The organism is Pseudomonas citronellolis, from assembly GCF_001586155.1.
Taxonomy (GTDB): Bacteria; Pseudomonadota; Gammaproteobacteria; order Pseudomonadales; family Pseudomonadaceae; genus Pseudomonas; species Pseudomonas citronellolis.
Genome location: NZ_CP014158.1, coordinates 1724137 through 1744439, shown reverse-complemented (window position 1 = coordinate 1744439; position 20303 = coordinate 1724137). Strand labels below are relative to the sequence as shown.

Annotated in this window: 20 protein-coding genes; 3 read left to right on the top strand and 17 right to left on the bottom strand. The window is 66.0% G+C overall.

Annotated elements, in window-relative coordinates; all coding sequences use genetic code 11:
* Window positions 1-16 precede the first annotated feature (16 nt).
* From PcP3B5_RS07940 to PcP3B5_RS07860, 17 genes are all read right to left on the bottom strand, one after another.
* A complete protein-coding gene (locus PcP3B5_RS07940; protein WP_061560968.1) occupies window positions 17-853 on the bottom strand; it encodes a LicD family protein in 837 nt (278 codons plus the stop codon).
* Window positions 834-2225, bottom strand: a complete 1392-nt coding sequence (locus tag PcP3B5_RS07935; protein ID WP_058072086.1) for a bifunctional cytidylyltransferase/SDR family oxidoreductase — start codon at window positions 2223-2225, stop codon at window positions 834-836. The genes PcP3B5_RS07940 and PcP3B5_RS07935 overlap by 20 nt, the downstream gene beginning before the upstream one ends.
* On the bottom strand, window positions 2222-2917 hold the full coding sequence (locus PcP3B5_RS07930) for a WbqC family protein (protein WP_009620855.1): 696 nt from the start codon (window positions 2915-2917) through the stop codon (window positions 2222-2224). Before PcP3B5_RS07930 ends, PcP3B5_RS07935 begins: the two co-directional genes overlap by 4 nt.
* Window positions 2914-4032 carry a DegT/DnrJ/EryC1/StrS family aminotransferase gene (locus PcP3B5_RS07925; RefSeq protein ID WP_061560967.1) on the bottom strand — a complete coding sequence of 373 codons (1119 nt, stop codon included), beginning with the start codon at window positions 4030-4032 and terminating at the stop codon, window positions 2914-2916. Before PcP3B5_RS07925 ends, PcP3B5_RS07930 begins: the two co-directional genes overlap by 4 nt.
* 470 nt (window positions 4033-4502) lie before the next feature.
* A complete protein-coding gene (locus tag PcP3B5_RS07920; RefSeq protein ID WP_043267657.1) occupies window positions 4503-6092 on the bottom strand; it encodes a flagellar hook-associated protein 3 in 1590 nt (529 codons plus the stop codon).
* Between the two features lie 10 nt (window positions 6093-6102).
* Window positions 6103-8109 (bottom strand): flagellar hook-associated protein FlgK, encoded by a 2007-nt coding sequence (gene flgK, locus PcP3B5_RS07915; RefSeq protein ID WP_061560966.1) that lies wholly within the window; start codon window positions 8107-8109, stop codon window positions 6103-6105.
* Window positions 8110-8135: 26 nt separating this feature from the next.
* On the bottom strand, window positions 8136-9353 hold the full coding sequence (flgJ, locus tag PcP3B5_RS07910; protein WP_061560965.1) for a flagellar assembly peptidoglycan hydrolase FlgJ: 1218 nt from the start codon (window positions 9351-9353) through the stop codon (window positions 8136-8138).
* Between the two features lie 10 nt (window positions 9354-9363).
* On the bottom strand, window positions 9364-10473 hold the full coding sequence (locus PcP3B5_RS07905) for a flagellar basal body P-ring protein FlgI (RefSeq protein ID WP_009620845.1): 1110 nt from the start codon (window positions 10471-10473) through the stop codon (window positions 9364-9366).
* Window positions 10474-10487: 14 nt separating this feature from the next.
* Entirely contained in the window at window positions 10488-11180 is a 693-nt protein-coding gene (gene flgH, locus PcP3B5_RS07900) for a flagellar basal body L-ring protein FlgH (protein ID WP_009620840.1), read from the bottom strand.
* 58 nt (window positions 11181-11238) lie between these two features.
* Window positions 11239-12024 (bottom strand): flagellar basal-body rod protein FlgG, encoded by a 786-nt coding sequence (gene flgG, locus PcP3B5_RS07895; protein ID WP_009620838.1) that lies wholly within the window; start codon window positions 12022-12024, stop codon window positions 11239-11241.
* A 46-nt stretch (window positions 12025-12070) separates the two neighbouring features.
* Window positions 12071-12814, bottom strand: coding sequence for a flagellar basal-body rod protein FlgF (flgF, locus tag PcP3B5_RS07890; protein WP_009620836.1), 744 nt, complete (start codon window positions 12812-12814; stop codon window positions 12071-12073).
* Window positions 12815-13007: 193 nt separating this feature from the next.
* Window positions 13008-14315: a flagellar hook protein FlgE gene (gene flgE / locus PcP3B5_RS07885; protein WP_061560964.1), complete on the bottom strand. Its 1308-nt coding sequence runs from the start codon at window positions 14313-14315 to the stop codon at window positions 13008-13010.
* 27 nt (window positions 14316-14342) lie between these two features.
* Complete coding sequence (gene flgD / locus PcP3B5_RS07880) at window positions 14343-15044, bottom strand: flagellar hook assembly protein FlgD (protein WP_043267665.1); 702 nt, start codon at window positions 15042-15044, stop codon at window positions 14343-14345.
* Between the two features lie 16 nt (window positions 15045-15060).
* Entirely contained in the window at window positions 15061-15501 is a 441-nt protein-coding gene (flgC, locus tag PcP3B5_RS07875; protein ID WP_009620831.1) for a flagellar basal body rod protein FlgC, read from the bottom strand.
* A gap of 5 nt (window positions 15502-15506) precedes the next feature.
* Entirely contained in the window at window positions 15507-15914 is a 408-nt protein-coding gene (gene flgB, locus PcP3B5_RS07870) for a flagellar basal body rod protein FlgB (RefSeq protein ID WP_009620829.1), read from the bottom strand.
* A 705-nt stretch (window positions 15915-16619) separates the two neighbouring features.
* Window positions 16620-17426: a protein-glutamate O-methyltransferase CheR gene (cheR, locus tag PcP3B5_RS07865; protein ID WP_232244795.1), complete on the bottom strand. Its 807-nt coding sequence runs from the start codon at window positions 17424-17426 to the stop codon at window positions 16620-16622.
* Window positions 17427-17536: 110 nt separating this feature from the next.
* Window positions 17537-18469: a chemotaxis protein CheV gene (locus PcP3B5_RS07860; RefSeq protein WP_009620824.1), complete on the bottom strand. Its 933-nt coding sequence runs from the start codon at window positions 18467-18469 to the stop codon at window positions 17537-17539.
* A 138-nt stretch (window positions 18470-18607) separates the two neighbouring features.
* Between PcP3B5_RS07860 and flgA the strand changes: the two genes are divergently transcribed.
* From flgA to PcP3B5_RS07845, 3 genes are all read left to right on the top strand, one after another.
* A complete protein-coding gene (flgA, locus tag PcP3B5_RS07855) occupies window positions 18608-19297 on the top strand; it encodes a flagellar basal body P-ring formation chaperone FlgA (RefSeq protein WP_145923859.1) in 690 nt (229 codons plus the stop codon).
* Between the two features lie 133 nt (window positions 19298-19430).
* Window positions 19431-19748 carry a flagellar biosynthesis anti-sigma factor FlgM gene (flgM, locus tag PcP3B5_RS07850; RefSeq protein WP_043319388.1) on the top strand — a complete coding sequence of 106 codons (318 nt, stop codon included), beginning with the start codon at window positions 19431-19433 and terminating at the stop codon, window positions 19746-19748.
* 40 nt (window positions 19749-19788) lie between these two features.
* On the top strand, window positions 19789-20256 hold the full coding sequence (locus PcP3B5_RS07845) for a flagella synthesis protein FlgN (protein WP_061560962.1): 468 nt from the start codon (window positions 19789-19791) through the stop codon (window positions 20254-20256).
* The last annotated feature ends 47 nt before the right edge of the window (window positions 20257-20303 follow it).

Genomic DNA, 20303 nt, shown 5'->3' with positions numbered 1-20303 from the left:
CACGTCGCTGCTGTATTCAGTCCAGCGATACCGCGCGGATGCGATGGCCGGAATTACGCCGTTCCGGCGGCGGCAGTTGCCGGAAGTCGCCGTATACATGGGTGAGATAGGTTTCGGCCTGGGCCGGGGCGCGGAAATTCTTTCCCCGGAAGGCAAGCGGCTTGCCGCTGCCGAACACTTGCGCAGGCACAACTTCGCGCTCGCCATACAGCCCGTACAGATTTCCCACCAGTCCATCGCTGGAGGCAGGCAACGAAGACACCAGCCGGTCATACATGGCGAAAAGCAGGGCGCGGGGCACCAGGCTCGCAGCCAGCGCCACCAGCGCAAAACGCCAACGCTGGCCCGGCGCAACGGGGCGTGGGTAGAAGCCCTTCTGTTTGTTCATGGTCATCGAGCGCAGCAGCGCGATGGACTTGTGCAATAGACGGCGACGCAGGCCGGGAGGCGGAACGCCGTCCAACGGGAAGACATCCACCCCGATGCCCCGGTCGAACGGGCGTGCGTAGTCCACCACCCAACGCGAATGGCGATCGGTCACCACCAGGAACGGATAAGGCGTATGGGCATCGATGGACGGATGGATCGCCCGCAACGTCGACGGCAATCGATCCAGCAACCCGAGCAGACGGCGGTAATCCTTGCGCGGCACGACGATGTCGATGTCGTCATCCCAGGGAATGAAACCGCCATGGCGCACGGCGCCCAGCAGCGTGCCACCGACCAGGTAGTAGTCGATTGCATGGGCCCGGAAGAAATCGACCAGCGCGCACAGCACGGCGAAGGCCCGCTGCTGGATCTGCTCCAGGGGCACGCCGGCCACCGTGGCCCGATCAAGCATGACGGCGGACATCGAACACCATGCCTGTCAGGGTCGAGCCCAGCGCCTGCAGGGTAGCGAGCGCCACCGCCGAAGGGTCCAGCAGGCTCTCGACCGGCTCGGCACCGAAGTTGCGCGTGCGCATCGGCGTGCGGGTCCGTTCGGGGTTGATGCAGACCACGCGGATTCCTTCGCTCGCCCACTCCTCGGCCAATGCCTGGGTGAGGTTGACCACCCCAGCCTTGGTGGCGCTGTAGGCGGCGTAGAATGCGCGGCCCCGGGTGTAGGAGCTGGAGGCGAAATTCACCAGGCAGCCGCGGCTTTCTCGCAGATACCCATGGGCGGCCTGGGCCAGGTGGATGGTGCCGGTGAGGTTGGTGGCGATGAGTTGCTCGACCTCGGACTCGCTCAGCAGCGTCAATGGCTTGTGCAACAGCATGCCGGCGGTATTGACCACCGCGTCTATCCGCCCTTCACGCTGTGCCACTTCGGCCAGGAAGCGTTCCACGTCGCTGCGCCGGGAGATATCGATGTTGCCGTCGCCACGGCTGGCGCCATGGACGCGAGCGCCATGGGCCCTGGCCAGCTCGGCCACCGAAGCGCCGATGCCGTAGCTTGCGCCGATCACCACCACCACGCGGTCACGCAGCAGCCCTTGCAGGCCGTCGTCCTGCGCAGCCTCGGTGCTGCGGATCTGGATCAGCTTTTCGGCGATATACAGGTCCACCCCGTCGGTGATCTTCAGATTGGACGGCGAGCCCGCAACGGTGGCGATGGTCACCTCGGGCATCTCCCGGCGCAGTACGCCGCAATCGCAGGTCACGCCCTCCAGTCCATGCCGCAGGGCGAGCCGATAGGCTTCACGCAGGATGCCCAGCCGGAACCCTTGCGGCGTCTGCCCACGGCGCAGCCGGCTGCGGTCGGGAATGTCGCGAATGTGCCCCTCTTCTGCCACCTCGACGATGGTATCGCTGGCAGGCACCACCACGTCCACGGCCTCGTATCGCTCCAGCGCATCGAGGCAGCGAACGATGGTCGGCTGGTCCAGCAGCGGGCGAGCCGCATCGTGAATGAGAATCCGCGCCTGTTCCGGCTGCCCGTCCAGGGCGGCGATGGCCGAAGCGGTGGAGTCGGCACGGTCGCGGCCACCGGCGACGATCTTCGCCACCTTGCGCCAGCCGTTGCGGGTGACCGCCTCCCACAGCACGCTTTCGTAGCCGCCGGGCACCACCAGCACTATCTGCTCCACTGCCGGCGAGTGCTCGAAGACTTCGACGGTATGCTCGATGACCATGCGCCCAGCCAGCTTGACGAACTGCTTGGGCACCTCGCTGCCGAAGCGCAGGCCACGCCCTCCAGCGAGCACTACGGCGATGACCGGGGATTCGATTGCGCTGGTGGTCATGCTGCATCCTCCAACTCGCCCATCGACAGCATCCGCTCGACGGCCTGAGGCGGGTTGTGCATCAGCACATCGATCATCGACAGGCCTGGCATGAAGTTCTCCACTTTCTGTTGCTGGTAGGCAGGAAAGCAGCCGTGCACGAAACGCAGTTGCACGTGCTGTTCCCGGAACGCGGCGGCGCTGTACAGCGAACGGCCACCGCTGGCGTTGTGGTAGGTGTCGGCGTCAAAGAGCCGGCAAAGCTCCAGAATGCGCTCCTGCCCCCGAAGCGCGCTGGGCTTCTGCGAAGCGAAGGAAGCCGAAAACGGCCTGCCGAGATAGGCGAACACCGCCTGGATGGACGCGGCGCAGACGTTGGCGACGTTTTGCTCGGGCATCCTGCAAATGGACTCGACCAGGGCGAAAACCTCGTCGAAGAAGGGAGCCTGCCGGTAGGCATGACGCAGCACCTGAAGGAACTTGTCGTGCTCACCGACGAAACGGTGCTGGTCGATCCGCATGTTCTGGCTGGCCCCTGCCACCGGCAGCGTGAAGCGGAACGGCTGGCCGTCGAGCAGGATGTTGTTGCGGTGGATGAACCCCCGGCGGATGAATGCCACATCGTCCAGGAAGACGAAGTGATCCACGCTCCCCGCCAACTGGTAGTAGCCCAGGTAGGGGAAGAAATAGGGTTGCATGACCGCGAGAATCACGCCTGGACTCCTGCGCTGACGACCAGGTCGCAGATGCGCTCGACATCCTCGTCGGCCAGGTCCGGGTAGATCGGCAGGCACAGGACGCGGCTCGCCACCTGGCGGGCGACCGGCAGGTTGCTCGGCTCGGCCGACGGCAACCCGCGGTACATCGGGAAGTCGCTGATCAGCGGATAGAAATAGCGGCGCACCACGATGCCCTGATCGCGCAGCAGTTCGTACAGCCGGTCGCGCTCCAGGGCGAAATCCTCGTCGATCAGCACCGGGAAATAGGCGTGGTTGGGCACGCAGCCGGGGCGGAATTCGATGAAGCTCAGCCCCGGCAAGCCGGCCAGGCGCTCGCGGTAGAGGCCGTCGATTTCCTTGCGCCGCGCCAGCGCGCGGTCGATGTGCTGCAGCTGCAACAGGCCGAAGGCAGCGTTGATCTCGCTCATCTTGCCGTTGATACCGGGGGCCACCACCGTGGTTTCGTTGACGAAGCCAAAGTTCTTCAGGTGACCGATGCGCCGGTAGGTCTTCTCGTCGGGGCAGATGATCGCCCCGCCCTCGAAGGTGTTGAACACCTTGGTGGCGTGGAAGCTGAGCACGCTTAGGTCGCCATGGCGCAGGATGCTGCCGCCGGCGTCGCGCACCGAGAAGGCATGGGCCGCGTCGTAGATCACCCGCAGGTTGTAGTTGTCGGCGATGGCCTGGATGGCCTCGACGTCGCTGGGGTTGCCGTAGCAGTGCACCGGCATGATCGCGGTGGTCTGCGGGGTGATCGCCGCCTCGATCTTCGCCGGGTCCAGGCCGAACGTCTGCGGGTCGATGTCGACGAACACCGGACGGATGCCGTTCCACAGCAGCGAATGGCCGGTGGCGACGAAGGAGTAAGGCGTGGTGATCACTTCCCCGGTGACGCGCAATGCCTGCAGGGCGGTGACCAGCGCCAGGGTGCCGTTGGCGAACAGGGCGATGTGCTCGACGCCCAGGTACTCGCACAGCGCCTTCTCCAGCGCACGGTGCATGTCACCGCCATTGGTGAGGATGCCGCTGGCCCAGACCCGTTCCAGGTAGGGCAGGAATTCTTCGAGGGGCGGCAGCAGGGGCCGGGTGACCGGGATGATCTTGGTCATGACTACTCCCTGCCGACCGATATCGGGCAGACGCAGCGACGGGAATACGACAGGGGGAAGTCGAGCTTCCCCTCGTATCCATCATTCATGCGGAGGCGGTTCGAAGGCTCCTGGCCAATACCGGACCTGGCCGGGGCTCCAGAGGGAATGATCGTGTTCGACATGCTGCATCTCTCCCCGCCTGCCGCTACGGCAAGGTCTGGCGAAGGTTCCAAAAGCACTGGCGGTTGGACCCCCGTAGGAGTCCAGCCAGTGGACGGGGCGTCAATTCGCTGACTGAAAGAACCGCCCCGAGAGGACCTCAGCAAATTGAATGCCATCTTCGGCGAAGGTGCGCGGGACGCGGCGTATGAGGGATTGGGGAAGGCTTGAAGCACTGACAGGAGAAGGCGGGAGGCAGCGGCAAGGGATTGCCGCCGCAGGAAACGCCACGCGCCCTCCCACGGAAGACGCACGGCGATCGAGTAGGCTCAGAGCTTGTTGAACAGACTCAACTGGCTGACTCGGGCAAACGCCGCCTGGGCCGCTTCGAGCATGGTCTGCTGCAGCACCAGCTTGGAGGTGGCCTCGGCCATGTCGGTGTCGCGGATCGACGACTGGGTGGTGCTGTTGGTCAGGCTCAGGCTCTGGTTTTCCTGGCTGAGCACATCGATGGTGTTCAGCCGCGAGCCCACCGACGACTGCACGTTCATCACCTGGTTCATGCCGTTGTCGATGTTGGTCAGCGCCGAGGCCACCATGTTGCGGATGTTCAGCTGGGCCTGGGGATCGTCGGCGGTGGAGGCGCTCAGCGCGGTGCGCAGGTCGCCGATGGTGTTGAGGATGTTCTGCCGCTCCGGCGAGCTGGCGGTGACGCTGAACTGGTCGCCGGCGGCCGGCGAGGCGCTGATCGAGAGGTCGACGCCGGCCACGCTGATGGTCTGCGGGAAGGTGCCGCCGAGGGTCCCGCTGGAGATCGGCGTGGCGCCCTGGGCAGCCGGCAGCGCGTAGACCTCGTAGTCGGTGGCGCTGGTGAACTTCAGCTGCACGCCGTTGGCCGGGAACTGGGTGGCGTAGGCGGTCTGGTTGCTGACCGTGCCGCTGGTGATCTGCGCGCCCGAGGTGTTGGTGGCGCTGCGCTTGATCGAGATGTCGTCGGGGGCCATGCCGAAGCTGAAGCTGTAGCCGCCGACCAGGCTGTCCATGTCGCTGGCGTCGTCGCTGCTGGGTAAGGAGACATCGAGCTGGAACTGCGCGCCGCGGAAGCTGATGGCGTTGCTGTCCGCGGAGGTGGCGTCGTAGGTGCCGTTGGTGTTGGCCTCGCTGGTGACGTCGTTACCGTCCTTGTCGAGGATCTGGTACTGGGTGCCGCTGAGCACGTTCAGGGTGTAGGGCGCGCCATCGCGGAAGCTGGCGTTGTAGGTGCTGTCGCTGGTCACCGTGCCTTGGGAGAGGAACGCCCGCTGCACGCCGTCGCTGTTCGGGTTGCTGCTCAGCGAACTGGTGGTGCGGCTGGCGTTGGCCGCCATCTCGAAGATGCTCCAGCCATTGTCGCTGGTCGGCAGCAGCAGGTTATCGGCGATCTGCAGGTTCAGCGAGCTCTGGTCGCCCTGGTAGCTGTAGGTGCCGTCGGCGTTCTGGATGAACGGCTGCACCGTGCTCTTGCTGCCGGAGAACAGGTAGTTGCCGCTGGCGTCCTTGCTGTTCATCAGCGTCAGCAGCTGCTGCTGGATCTGCCCGAGCTGGTCGGCCAGGGCCTTGCGGTCGTCGTCGGTGAGGGAGCCGTCGCCGGCGCGTACCGCGACCTCGCGGGCCTGCTGCAGCACGTTGGTGATCGAGGACAGCACGCTCTCTTCCTGGTTCAGGGCGTTCTGCGCGGTGGTCATGTTGCTGCTGTATTGCGTCAGCAGCGCCTGCTGCTGTTGCAGTTGCAGCAGGCGCGCGGCGCCGACGGGGTCGTCGGCGGGGGTCTGGATGCGCACACCGCTGGAGATCTGCTCCTGGGTCTTGGCCAGGCTGGCGTAGCCGCGGTTGTAGTTGTCGATGTTGGAGCTGAAGATCTGCGGGGTGGAAATACGCATCACGGCCGCCTCAGATGTTGTTGATCAGGGTGTCGAAGAGCGTCTGCGCGGTCTTGATGATCTGCGCGGAGGCCGTGTAGTACTGCTGGAACTTCACCAGGTTGGCCGCTTCCTCGTCGAGGTTGACCGCCGACAGCGAGTCGCGGGTGTTCTGCGCCTGGGTCAGCACCGCGTCGGTGGCGGTGGCGTCCAGCTTGGCCTGGTTGGCCTGGGCGCCGACGGTCTCGGTCAGGCTGCTGTAGGCGCCGGTCAGGCTCATGCCGCTGCCACTGCCGGTGCCGCTGCCCACGGTCTTGGCGCTCTGCAGGTCGATGAGCTTCTGCGCGTTGCCGTTGTCGGCGTCGCCATCGGAATTGAAGGCGACGGTGAAGCTGTCGCCGCTGCCGGGGTAGCCGCCGATACTGGTCTGGAAGCTGAACGACGGCGTGCCGGGCACAGTGACGCTGATGTCGTTGCTCTGCCCCGGCACTATGCTGCCGGTGCCCAGCGAGTTGCCGGCGGAATCGTAGATCGTGTAGCCCTGGGTGCCGTCGCCGGCAGCGGCGTCGAACACCAGCTTGACCGGCATGCCGGCCTTGATCGCCGCCGCCAGGTCGGCGCTGTTGCTGGCGTCGAGCTCGGTGGTCAGGCTGGTGCCGCTGATGGTGCCGCTGCCGATGTTGCCGGTGGTGGTGGTGGAGACCAGTGGCGAGGCCAGCGCCAGGCGGTTGGCGTCGGTCATGGCCACGGAGATGTCCGCCGCGGCGGTGCGCGTGGGGATCACCGTGAAGCGGTCGCCGGCCTGGATGGTGCCGACGCTCTGCTGGCTGAGGCTGAAGCCGTCGAATTCCTTGGGCGGATCGTCGGTGAGGTCGCCGCTGCCCATCACCTCGCCATCGGACAGGCGCCTGACGGTGTAGCCGGTGGCCGAGGTGAAGGTCACCTCGTAGTCGCTGGTGGTCAGCGCGCTGCTGTCGTCGATGCTGACGTTGAGGTTGCCGGTGCCGCTGTTGAGGCCGTTGGCCAGGCTGCGGTTGCCGATCACGCTGGCGTCGTTGATGTCCTTGAACAGCGCGGCGCCGAAGTTGCCGTTGAGGTCCAGGCCCTGGGCCAACTGGCTGTTGAAGGTGTCGGCGAGGACGATGGCCATGCGCCCCAGTTCGTTCTGGGTGGTGTTCAGCACCTCGCTGCGGTAGCGCAGCAGGCCGCCCATCTGGCCGCCGGTGACCACCGAGGTGACGTCCACGGTCACGCCGCTGGAGCTGGAGTTCAGCGACAGGCTGTACTGCGACGGGTTGCTGGCGCTGGGCGCGGCGGTCAGCGTCGAGGCGTTGCTGCCCACCACCAGCGGCTGGCCGGAGCCCAGGTAGAGGTTGTAGCTGCTGCCCTGCTTGACCACGCTGACGCCGATCATGTCCGACAGTTGCACCACCGCCTGGTCGCGCTTGTCCTGCAGGTCGTTGGCGCTGGCGCCGGCGGACTCGGCGGCGGTGATCGCCTGGTTGTACTGGGCGATGGTCTTGGCCAGGTCGCTGACCTGCCCGGCCAGGCTGCTCATCTGGGTGTTGACGTAGCTGTTCTGGGTGCCCAGCTGGGTGGAGATGGAATTGAAGCGTTGCGCCAGGTTCTTCGCCTGGGTCAGCACCAGTTGCCGCGAGGCGGAGTCGGTCGGGGTGCCGGCCGCGGTCTGCAGCGAGGCGAAGAAGTTCTGCATCACCGAGGACAGGCCGGTGGTGCTGTCCGACAGCAGCGAGTCGACCTGGTTGACCTGGCTCAGGTAGGTCTGCGCATCGCTGTTCACCGCGGTCGCGCCGCGCAGCTGGTTGGCCAGGAACTCGCTGTACATCCGGCGCACGTCCTGCACCGTGGTGCCGGTGCCCACGTAGTAGCGCCCGGAGAACTGCGCGGCCGAGCTGACCTGCATCGACTGCTGGCGGGTATAGCCGGCGGTGTCGACGTTGGTGATGTTGTTGCCGGTGGTGCTCAGCGCCGTTTGCGAGGCGTTGAGGCCGGACAGTCCTATGGATAACAGGCTCATGGGCTTTCCTTAGAGCGTTCCATTCTTCAAAGCGTACGGGTCGGGGCGTCGGCCATGGCCACGGTCTGGTAGACCTGCACCTGCCTGGCGATCTGCGAGACCTTGCGCGCGTATTGCGGGTCGGTGGCATAACCGGCGCGCTGCAGTTCCTTCATGAACTGCTCGGGGCGCGCGGCGGAGTCCAGGGCGCCCTGGTAGCGGTCGTTGTTCTGCAGGAAGCTGACGTAGTCCTGGAAGCTCTGCTCGAAAGAGTTGTAGGCACGGAACGAGGCCACTTCCTTCACCTGCTTGCCGTTTTCGTACTCGCTGGTGAGCGCGCGCGCCGAGTCGCCCCTCCAGCTCGAACCGCTCTTGATGCCGAACAGGTTGTGGCTGCTGCTGCCGTCGCGCTGGGCGATCATCTTCTTGCCCCAGCCGGTTTCCAGCGCGGCCTGGGCCACCAGGTAGCGCGGGTCGACGCCGATGCGCTTGGCCGCGCGTTCGGCCATGGGCAGCATGGTGGCGACGAAGTCGTCGGCCGAGGCGAACATGGACTTGCCCGGCCTGGTCGAGATCGCCGAGGTATCGGCGACGGCGGCGCTGCCGGCGGTATCGTCCTGGCGGGCGTAGCCCCTGCCGTTGCGCCAGTCGCTGCTGGCCAGCTGCGTCGGCTGGCTGGCGCTGGCGGCATTGGCGTCCGGCACTATGCCGGCGGCGATGCGCTTGGCCAGCGTGCCCGGCAGGGCCAGGCGCCGCGCGTTCAGCGCCTGGCGGTCGTCGCGGCCGGGCTCGGGCTGCGTCAGCGGCTTGCCGCTGGCGGACCACAGGCTCTTCGCCCGCTGCCGGTCCTGCCCCGCCACCGCCTCGGTGGCCTGGGTATCGGATTGCGCCTGCACCTGGGCGAAGGGGTTGTCGCCGGTGTGGCGCACGCCCTGCATCTTCTCCATCTGCTTGACCAGCACGTCGGCCAGGCCGATGCCGTGCCCCTCGCGCGCCAGGGACACCGACAGCTGGTGGTCGTACATGTCCTGGTACTGCTTGGCGGTCTCGCTGTTGAGCGGGTTGTCCTTGGCGAACACCTCGTTGGCCGAGCGCATCGACTTGAGCATCTCGTTGAGGAACAGCGACTCGAACTCCTGGGCCACCTTGCGGATGTTGCCCTGGCTGTTGCGGTCGCCGCTCTTCAGCTGGCTCAAGCGGTTGAGGTCGGTGTAGGCCTGGCTGTCGCTGGCGCTGGCGCCGGAGTTGAGCAGTCGTGCGTCCATGGCGGCGTCCTCAGATGACGATCAGCTCGGCCTGCAACGCGCCGGCCTGCTTGAGGGCTTCGAGAATGGCCATCAGGTCGCTGGGCGCCGCGCCCACCTGATTCACCGCGCGGACGATCTCGTCCAGGGTGGTGCCGGGGCCGAACTTGAACATCGGCTTGGCTTCCTGCTCGGCGTTCACCCGCGAGCGCGGCACCACCGCGGTCTCGCCGTTGGAGAAGGGGCCGGGCTGGCTGACGATCGGGTCCTCGGTGATGGTCACGGTGAGGCTGCCGTGGGTCACGGCGGCCGGCGATACGCGCACGTTCTGGCCGATGACGATGGTGCCGGTGCGCGAGTTGATGATGACCTTGGCCACCGCCTCGCCGGACTGGATCTCCAGGTTCTCCAGCACCGACATGTAGTCCACCCGCTGGTTCGGGTCCAGCGGCGCGCTGACGCGCACCGAGCCGCCGTCGATGGCCTGGGCCACGCCCGGGCCGAGCATGTCGTTGATGCGGTCGACGATGTGCTTGGCGGTGGTGAAGTCCGGGCGGTTGAGGTTCAGCGTCAGGCTGTTGCCCTGGTCGAAGCCGCTCGGCACCGCGCGTTCGACGGTGGCGCCGGAGGGAATGCGCCCGGCCGACGGCACGTTGACGGTGATCTTCGAGCCGTCGCGACCCTCGGCGTCGAAGCCGCCCACCACCAGGTTGCCCTGGGCGATGGCGTAGGTCTGGCCGTCGATGCCCTTGAGCTGGGTCATCAGCAGGCTGCCGCCGCGCAGGCTCTTGGCGTTGCCGATGGAGGAGATGGTCACGTCGATGGTCTGGCCCGGCTTGGCGAACGCCGGCAGGTCGGCGTGCACCGACACCGCGGCGACGTTCTTCAGCTGCACGTTGCCGCTGCCGGCCGGCACCTTGATGCCGAACTGCGCCAGCATGTTGTTGAAGGTCTGCAGGGTGAAGGGCGTCTGCGTGGTCTGGTCGCCGGAGCCGTTGAGGCCGACCACCAGGCCGTAGCCGATCAGCTGGTTGCTGCGCACGCCCTGGATGCTGGCGATGTCCTTCAGGCGCTCGGCGTGGGCGGCGAGCGTCAGGCAGGACAGGCCGAGTACTAAGAGCAGGCGGGAGAACATCGACATCTCAGGTCACCTGCTCAGAACGGCCACAGCGGGCTGAGGAAGAAGCGGTCCAGCCAACCCGGCTGGCTGGCGTCGGCGAAGGCGCCGGTGCCCGAGTAGGTGATGCGCGCATCCGCCACGCGGGTCGAGGACACGGTGTTGTCGGTGGCGATATCGTCGGCGCGGATCAGCCCGGCGATGCGCACCAGTTCGTTGCCGGTGTTCAGCGTCATCCACTTCTCGCCGCGCACGGCGAGGATGCCGTTGGGCATGACTTCGGCCACGGTCACGGTGATCGAGCCGGTCAGGCTGTTGCTCTGCCCCGCCGCGCTGTCGCCCTTGGTCTCGCGGTTGCCGCTGTACTCGGCGCTGAGGCTCAGGTCGCCGCTGCCGAAGGGGTTGTTGGTGGTGGCCTTGCTGCCGAACAGCGAGGTCAGCCCCATCTTGTTGCTGCTGTCCTTGGAGATGTCCGAGTTGGCCTTCTTGCTCGCCTGGGTCTTCTCGTTGAGGGTGATGGTGATGATGTCACCGATGCGGAAGGCCTTGCGGTCGCCGTAGAGGTTGTTTTCGAACCCGGCCTGGTAGATGGAACCGTTGTTCTGCGCCGCGGGCATGGGCGTGCGTGGCATGACCGGCGCGTAGTATGGGTCGTCCGGCTTCGGCGGAGGACTGACGCAACCGGCCAGCGCGGCGAGCGCCAGCAGCGGGAGAAGATGGGAACGGTTCATTGCAACTACCTCTCGGGGAGAGCCACTAACTGGCGAGCCGCGGGGCCCGCGTCATGCATCAAAGGTTCTGGGTGACGAAGGACAGCATCTGGTCGGCGGTGGAGATCACCTTGGAGTTCATCTCGTAGGCGCGCTGGGTGGTGATCATGTTGACCATCTCCTCCACCACGCTGACGTTGGAGTTCTCCAGGGTGTTCTGCTGCACGGTGCCGAGGCCGTTCAGGCCCGGGGTGCCGACCTGCGGCGCGCCGCTGGCGGCGGTTTCCAGGAACAGGTTGTTGCCGGTCGCCTGCAGGCCCGCCGGGTTGATGAAGTCGGCGGTCTGGATGTTGCCGATGATCTGCGGCTGCGAGTTGCCGGCCACGGTCACCGAGACGGTGCCGTCGTTGCCGACGGTGAAGGTCTGGGTTTCCGCCGGGACCACGATGGCCGGCTCCAGGGCGTTGCCGTTGGAGGTGACGATCTGACCGTCGGAGTTCAGGTGGAAGCTGCCGTCGCGGGTGTAGGCGACGGTGCCGTCCGGGGTCAGCACCTGGAAGAAGCCGCGGCCGTTGACCGCCATGTCCAGCGGGTTGTCGGTGGTCTGCAGGCTGCCGGCGGTGAAGTTCTTCTGGGTGCCGACGATGCGCACGCCGGTACCCAGCTGCAGGCCCGAGGGCAGCTGGCTGTCCTGGGTCGACTGGGCGCCGGGCTGGCGCTTGATCTGGTACAGCAGGTCCTGGAACTCGGCGCGGTCGCGCTTGAAGCCGGTGGTCGAGACGTTCGCCAGGTTGTTGGAAATGGTGGTCAGGTTCATGTCCTGGGCGGACAGGCCGGTCTTGCTGACCCACAGTGCCGGAAGCATATGTCTTCTCCTCGGGCGTCGGATTCATGACGCCTCGATCTGGTGATTAGCTAAATTGCAAAACCCGCGCCATGGCCTGGGAATCGTCCTCGGCGGTACGCATCATCTTCACGTGCAGCTCGAACTGGCGGGACAGCGCCAGGATCGAGGTCATCTCTTCCACCGCGTTGACGTTGCTCGCCTCGAGGAAACCGGACTGCACGGTGGCGTTGGCGTCGGGCTGCGGCGCCGGCTGGCCCTGCTTCATGCGGATCATGCCGTCGGTGCCCTTCTCCAGCTGCTTCGGGTCCGGGGTGACCAGCTTGATGCGGTCGACGGTGGCCAGCGCGTTGGGATTGTTGCCCTGGCCGCGGACGGTGATGGTGCCGTCCTCGCCGATCTCGATCTTCTCTTCCGGCGGAATGGCGATCGGCCCGCCATTGCCGAGCACCGGCAAACCGTCGCCGGTGCGCAGCTGGCCGAGGGCGTCGATTTCCAGGCTGCCGGTGCGCACGTAGGCTTCGCCGCCGTCCGGAGCCTGCACGGCGATCCAGGCGTCGCCCTTGGCGGCGACGTCCAGGTCACGCCCGGTTTCCTGCAGGGCGCCGGCGGTGAAGTCGGTGGCCGGGCGCTCGCTCATGGCGAACACGCGCGCCGGAAAGCTGTCGCCGAAGACCGGCATCGCCCGCGCCTGCTCGAAGTCGCGACGGAAACCGGTCGTGGAAATGTTCGCCAGGTTGTTGGCGTGAGCCTGCATGGCCTGCGTGTTCTGGCTCGCGCCGCTCATGGCGACATACAGCATTCTGTCCAAGGCATTCCTCCAGTGCCGGGTCGGATTCCCGGCGGTGCTGGAGGTGTCTCAGCAAGGGCTGTGCCAGAATTGAAAAATCAGCGCAAGCCGCTGATTCGAAAGGACGAATGAAAAAGAAAAGGCTCCCGAAGGAGCCTGAGGGGCCGTCAGGCGGCGAGGGGCTGCCGCCTGCGGCAAGAGCGCTTTGCCGCCATCAACGCAGGTTGATGATGGTGTCGGAGATGGTGCTTTCGGTCTGCACGGTCTTGGCGTTGGCCTGGTAGTTGCGCTGCGCGACTATCAGGTTGACCAGCTGCGCGGTGAGGTCGACGTTGGACTCCTCCAGCGAGCCGGAACCCACCGAGCCCAGGGTGCCGGAGGTCGGCGTGCCGATCACCGCCTCGCCCGAGGCCAGCGACTGTTTCCAGGCGGTGCTGCCGACCGGGGTCAGGCCCTGGGTGTTGGCGAAGTTGGCCAGCACCAGTTGGCCGATCACCTTGGACTGGCCGTTGGTGTAGGTGGCGTACATCTGCCCGTCCACGTCCACCGACAGGCCGGACATCTGGCCGGTGGCGTAGCCGTCCTGGGTGACCGCGGTGACCGCGAAGGCGGCGTTGGTCTGGGTGGTCTTGGTCAGGTCGAGGCTGATGCCGCCGGTGGCCCCGGCCGCGCCGTTGGCGCCCCAGGTCACCGGGTCGGTGGTGGAATCGGTGATCGCCGCCGGCACCCAGCCGGTGAGGGTCATGGTCTTGTCCGCATTGACGGTCATGCCGGTGGAGGTGACGCCGGTCAGCTGGCCGGCGCTGTTGAAGCTCAGCTGGCTGGTCAGCGGCGTGGTGCTGGTCGGGTCGGTCGGCGAGCGGCCATCCACCAGGGTGTGCATGGTCCAGTTGTTGCTGCTGTCCTTGACGAAGTAGTTCGTCATGGTGTGCGAGTTGCCCTGGGAGTCGTAGATGTCCACCGAGGTCGACCAGTTGTAGCTGTCGGAATCGGCCGGGTCGAAGGTGGCGTTGGTCGGCGTGGTGGCCGCCGAGTTCAGGCTCAGCGTCGAGGTGATCTTCGAGGTCGGGCTCGGCGGCTGGTTGGCGGTGTCCACCTTCAGGTCGGTGATCACGCCGTTGACGACCGAGCCGTTGCCGTTGACGCCATAGCCCTGCAGGCGGTTGCCGGAGCCGTCGACGATGTAGCCGTTGGCATCGGTGTTGAAGGAGCCGTTGCGGGTGTACAGGCGGCTGCCGTTGTCGCTGACCATGAAGAAGCCGTTGCCGCTGATGGCCAGGTCCAGGCTGCGGCCGGTGGAGGTCAGGTTGCCCTGGGTAAACTGCTGCGAGACCGACTGGGTGATCACGCCGCTGCCCACGGCATTGCGCCCGGTGCCGAGCATCGAAGCGGCGTACAGGTCGGCGAACTCGGTGCGCGAGGACTTGAAGCCGGTGGTCCCGACGTTGGCGATGTTGTTGCCGGTCACGTTCAGGTCCGTGCTAGCGGCGTTCAAACCACTCAGGGCGGTATTGAAAGACATGGTCAGCTCCCGTGCCGAAGGACGGCGTTATTTTCCGATGGTCTGAATGCTGGAGGCGGAGACACTGCCGATGCCAGCGAGATTGAGGGTCATTTCCCCGCCGCTCTGGCCCAGCGTGACGCTGTTGACCGTGGCCGGCAGGTAGGTGGTCAGGGCGGTGCTGGTGCCGTCCAGCGAGGCCGTGGCCTTGATGGTGTAGGTGCCGGAGGCCACCTGCTCGCCGCTGTCGTCCTTGCCGTCCCAGGTGAAGTCGATGTTGCCGCTCTTCTGGCTGCCCATGTCGATGGTGCGCACCAGCTCGCCGTCGTCGTCATAGATTTTCAGGGTCACGCCATCGCCGTTGGACGGCATCACCAGCGAGCCCTGCACGCCGGCGCTGGGGTCGTCGACCTGGACCTTGCTGGAGTTGACGATCACCGAGCGGCCGACCAGGGACGAGGCCTGCAGCGCCTGGGACGACTGGAACGAGGAATAGAAGTTGCCCAGGGTGGTATCCAGGTTCTCCATGCTCTCCAGGCTGCTGAACTGGGCGAGCTGGGAGACGAACTGGGTATTGTCCTGCGGGTCCAGCGGGTTCTGGTTGTTCAGTTGGGTGACCAGCAGTTGCAGGAACGAATCCTTGCCCAGCGCACTGGTGCCGGTTTCCGAGGTGGAAGACGAGGAACTCGACCCGGCGTTCAGCGACGAGAGGATCGAGTTCGAAGTGCTACTGGTGTTGTCGATGCTCATGGGGCGTCCTCTGCGCTTACTGACCCAGGGTCAGGACCTTCTGCATCATCTGCTTGGCGGTGTTCATCATTTCCGCGTTGCTCTGGAAGGAGCGGCTGGCGGACATCATGTCGGCCATCTCCTCCACCACGTTGACGTTGGGGTAGTACACGTAGCCGTTGGCGTCGGCGGCCGGATGGTTCGGCTCGTAGCGCGGCACCAGCGGGCTCTGGTCCTCGACCACGCCCAGCACCTGCACGCCGGTGCCGGCCTGGTCGGTGTCCTGGAACAGCGAGCCCTGGCCGCTCTGCGCCTGCTGGAACATGGCGGAGAACACCGGGTGGCGGGCGCGGTAGGTCTGGTCGATGCTCGAGGACACGCTCTCGGCGTTGGCGATGTTCGAGGCGGTGGTGTTCAGACGGGTGGTCTGGGCACTCATGCCGCTACCGGCGATGTTGAAGACACTGGCAAGGGACATGGCTATCACTCTCCGCGCAGGGCGCCCATCAGGCCTTTGAACTTGCTGTTGAGGAAGGTGAAGCTGGCCTGGAACTGCACGGCGTTCTGCGCGTAGTTGGCCTGCTCGACCTGCTCGTCGACGGTGTTCTGGTCGATGGAGGGATTGGTCGGGATGCGGTATTTCAGCGAGTCGTCGCCCATGGCCACGCCGTCGGCCTCGATGTGCCGGGCGTTGGTGACGGCGGTGCTGAAGGTGCCGCTCTTGGCCTTGTCGGCCTGGGCCGCGAGCACCGAAGCGAAGTCCAGGTCGCGCGCCTTGTAGTTGGGGGTGTCGGCGTTGGCCAGGTTGTTGGCCAGCACTTCAGCACGCTGCGAGCGGAAGCTGAGCGCTTGTGCGTGGATGCCGAGGGCGGAGTCGAAGCTGATGCTCATGGTCACGAACCTGTTTGCCGGTGTGGGCTTGCCAGCACTTCAGCAAGGTGCGTGCCAAAACGTTAAGTCCTTATTAATCAATGAATTGCCGATGATCCGCGAGCGGCAAAGGGCGGCAAACCGCGGCAAGCGGCAAGGCCTTACCGCCCGGCGGCAATGCGTTCTGCCCATTCGAAGGGGTTACCCTCACCCCGGCCCTCTCCCGCAAGCGGGAGAGGGGGCTGCCCGAGCCACCGGGGCGTCCGGTGTGGGCGGTGAGTCCAATCGCGGACAAGGTCCGCTCCTACGCGCCCGTGCTTCCCTGGAACCGTAGGATGGGTTGAGCCTGCGAAACCCATGCGGTGGTGGCGATGGGTATCGCTTCGCTCAACCCATCCTACGGGGCGTGGTGTTTGCCGGAAGCGTAGGAGCAACTGTCTTGCCGGCCGCGCCGAGACGCTTTTCGTAGGATGGGTTGAGCCTTGGCGAAACCCATGCGGTTGCGGTGATGGGTATCGCTTCGCTCAACACCATCCTACGAAAGCCATGCTCGCTCATGCGGTAGGAGGACCTTGTCCGCGATTGGACTCACCGCACACGCCGAAACGCCCCTTCAATCCATCCTACGAAAAGCCCCCAGGCACAGCCGGCAAGACGGCGAACGGCTCGTGCGGATAGGCGAAGGGCGCCCCAGGGGCGCCCTTCTGTGATCGGCATAATGCCCGGCTACTTGGCCTTGTAGATGATCCCCGGGTTGCACTGGACCATCTGGTAATGCTCCGGCAGCCCGTTGAGCGCCTCGGAGGCGCCGAGGAACAGGTAGCCGCCGGGCTTGAGCGCCGCGTGCATGCGCAGCAGGATGTCGCGCTTGACCTCGGCGGAGAAGTAGATGAGCACGTTGCGGCAGAAGATCAGGTCGAACTTGCCGAGGGTGGCGTAGCTCTCCAGCAGGTTCAGCGCGCGGAACTCGACGCGGCCCTTGATCGCCGGCTTCACCGCCCAGCGCCCCGGCCCCTTGGTGTCGAAGTAGCGCTGCAGGCGCTCCTGGGACAGCCCGCGGCCGATGGCCAGGCTGTCGTACTCGCCGGCCTTCGCCGCGTTGAGCATGGAACCGGAGAGGTCGGTGGCGACGATCTGCACGCCGGCCTTGAGCTGGCCGAGGTTGGTCTTCTCGAACTCGTCGATGGTCATCGACAGCGAATAGGGCTCCTGCCCCGAGGAGCAGGCCGCCGACCAGATGCGCAGGCGCTGGCCCGGGTTGGCCTTGATCAGCTCGGCGAGGATGCGGTTCTTCAGCACCTCGAAGGGGTAGGTGTCGCGAAACCAGAGGGTCTCGTTGGTGGTCATGGCATCCACCACCTGCTCGCGCAGCTGGCTGCGGACCTGGATCTTCTGCACCAGCTCGCCCAGGCTCCTGATGCCCTGCTGCTCCATCAGCTTGTTCAGGCGGCTGGCGACCAGGTACTGCTTGTTGGCACCCAGGACGATGCCGCAGGCCTTTTCCAGGAAGTCCCGGAACAGCTCGAATTCCATGTTGGTCGATGTCACCGATCACGCCTCTTTCCAGTTGGCCGGGCGCCGATCCCGACGCCAGGCGGCCGGGGTCGCCCCCGGCCGTTGCAGACTACCCCGAAGTGCCCTCCTCAGCGTGCGTCCGCCGCCTTGATGCGCTCGACGACACGCGCCGCCAGATCATCGGGCCGGAACTTGGCGAGGAAGTCGTTGGCGCCGACCTTCCGCACCATCGCCTGGTTGAACACCCCGGACAGCGAAGTATGCAGGAGAATGTGCAGGTCCTGCAGCCGCGGATCGTGGCGAATCTCCGCGGTCAGGGTGTAGCCGTCCATTTCCGGCATCTCGATGTCGGAGATCACCATCAGCAATTCCTGGCCCGGATTGCCACCGGCGGCCAGCATCTGTTGAAGGTAGTCCAGCGCCTGGCGTCCGTCATTGAGCGCGAGCACTTCCACGCCCACGGTCTCCAGGCAGCGGATCAGTTGCTTGCGCGCCACCGAGGAGTCGTCCACCACCAGCACCCGCTTGGTCACCGCCTGGGCCTGGGTGTCGGCGTCGATCACGCCCTCGGAGATGTCCTCGCTGGTGGGCGCGACCTCGGCGAGGATCTTCTCCACGTCGATGATCTCCACCAGTTGCTTGTCCACCCGCGTCACCGCCGTCAGGTAGTGGTCGCGGCCGGTGCCCTTGGGTGGCGGATGGATCTCCTCCCAGTTCATGTTGACGATGCGTTCCACCGAATGCACCAGGAAGCCCTGCACCTTGGTGTTGTACTCGGTGATGATCACGAAGCTGTTGTCGATCTCGCGCAGGCCGCGACGGCCGGTGGCCATCGACAGGTCGAGGATCGGAATGGTGCCGCCACGGATGTTCGCCACCCCGCGCACCACCGGACTGGACTTGGGCATCACGGTCAGGCGCGGGCACTGCAGTACCTCCTTCACCTTGAACACGTTGATGCCGTACAACTGGCTGCCATCCAGCCGGAACAGCAGCAGTTCGAGACGATTCTGCCCAACCAGCTGCGTTCGCTGGTTGACCGAATCCATGACTCCGGCCATTGCGCCCCCTTCGTATCCGCCGTGCCGCCCAGGGCGGCAATCGGCACGAGCCTTGCTTGAAGTCGTGGCATGAAACTGCCAACGACGTTTTTCCGACGGTCCCGAGCCCATGCCCTGTCACTCTGCGGAGTGCTCGGCATGCTGGGCGCGTTCGCCCCGGGTCCGACCTGGGCCGACGACTTCACCGCGCCCGAGATTCTTATCGGCGCCACCCAGGGCTTTCTTGAGTTCAAGGTGGAAGATTATCTGCAACGCAGCGGCATCGAGGCACGCTACGAGATAGAAGTGGCGCGCATCGACCCGCGCCTGCGCCTGGCGGCCTGCGACAAGGACCTGACGCAATCCCTGGAAAGCCCCGCGCAGCCCGTGGGGCGCGTCTCGGTGCTGGTGCGCTGCGAAGGCTCCTCGCCCTGGTCGGTATACGTGCCGGCCCAGGTCAAGCTGTTCCGCCAGGTAGTGGTGACCACCCAGCCGCTCAAGCGCGACCACGTGCTGGAGCCGGGCGACATCAGCCTGATGGAGCGCGACATCGGCCTGCTCAGCCAGGGCTACCTGACCGACCCGCAGCAGGCCGTGGGGCAGAAGCTCAAGCGACCGACGGTCAGCGACCAGATCCTCGCCCCGGTCTTCCTCGAACAGGCCGCGGCGGTGCGCAAGGGCGACCAGGTGGTGATCCGCGCGCAAACCGGCGCGGTCAACGTGGTGATGCCCGGCGAGGCCATGGCCGACGGGGTGCCCGGCGAGCAGATTCGCGTGCGCAATCTGCGTTCGCAGCGCATCATCAAGGCCCGGGTGGTGGAGCCAGGCGCGGTGCAGGTCACGCTCTAGCGGCGGAAGTCTGGCGCTGGCGCGCCAGCCTTCACTAAACTGTGCGAAGGCGCACGAAAAACCGCCCTAAAGTTTTACGGATGTCAGCCGAAACCTACAGGCAAGCGTCCTAAACCCGCAGAGGTTCACTACCATGGTCATCGACTTCAACCGGCTGAACAATGCCAGCGCGCCGGTCTCCACCGGCAGCACCGGCAAGCCCCAGGCCGGCCGCAGCGAAGCCGCCGGCAGCGAAAGCGCCGGCAGCGCGTCGGCCACTGGCAGCGGTGAGTCCGTGCAACTGAGCAGCACCGCCCAGCAATTGCAGAAAGCCAGCGACCAGCTGAAAGACCAACCCGTCGTCGACTCGGAAAAGGTCGCGCGGCTGAAGCAGGCCATCGCCGATGGCAGCTACCAGGTCGACAGCCAGAAAGTCGCCGGCAAACTGCTCGACTTCGAATCCCAGCGCTGAGCGCGGGGTTCCCCAAGGACGCCCTGAACGCCGAGCCGCCATGCCAAACGCCAGCCTGCTCCATCTGATCACCGAGGATATCGGCGCCGCCGAGGCTCTTCTGCAGCTGATCGAGGACGAATTCCACGCCCTCGACGCGCGTGACCTGGAGCGCCTGCAGGGCCTGCTCGACAGCAAGCTGCCGCTGCTCCAGCAGCTGGAGCGCAATGGCCGCCAGCGCAGCGAGACGCTGCGCCAGGCCGGCGTCAGCAGCGACCGCGCAGGCCTCGCCGCGCTGACCGCGCAGGGCAAGGTGGAGCCGGGCACCGTGGAACTCAGCGAGCGCCTGGCGGCGCTGCTGGAACAATGCCAGCAGGCCAACCTGCGCAACGGCCGCATCATCCGCAACAACCAGCACGCCACCGGCCGCCTGCTGGATATCCTCCGCGGCCAGGACACCCCCAGCCTCTACGATCGCCGTGGCGGCGCGACCCAGGGCAGCCGCCAGCGTCCTCTCAGCCAGGCCTGAGCCCTGGCGTCCGGCAGGGCGATGCGGCAGAATGCCATCGCCTTGCA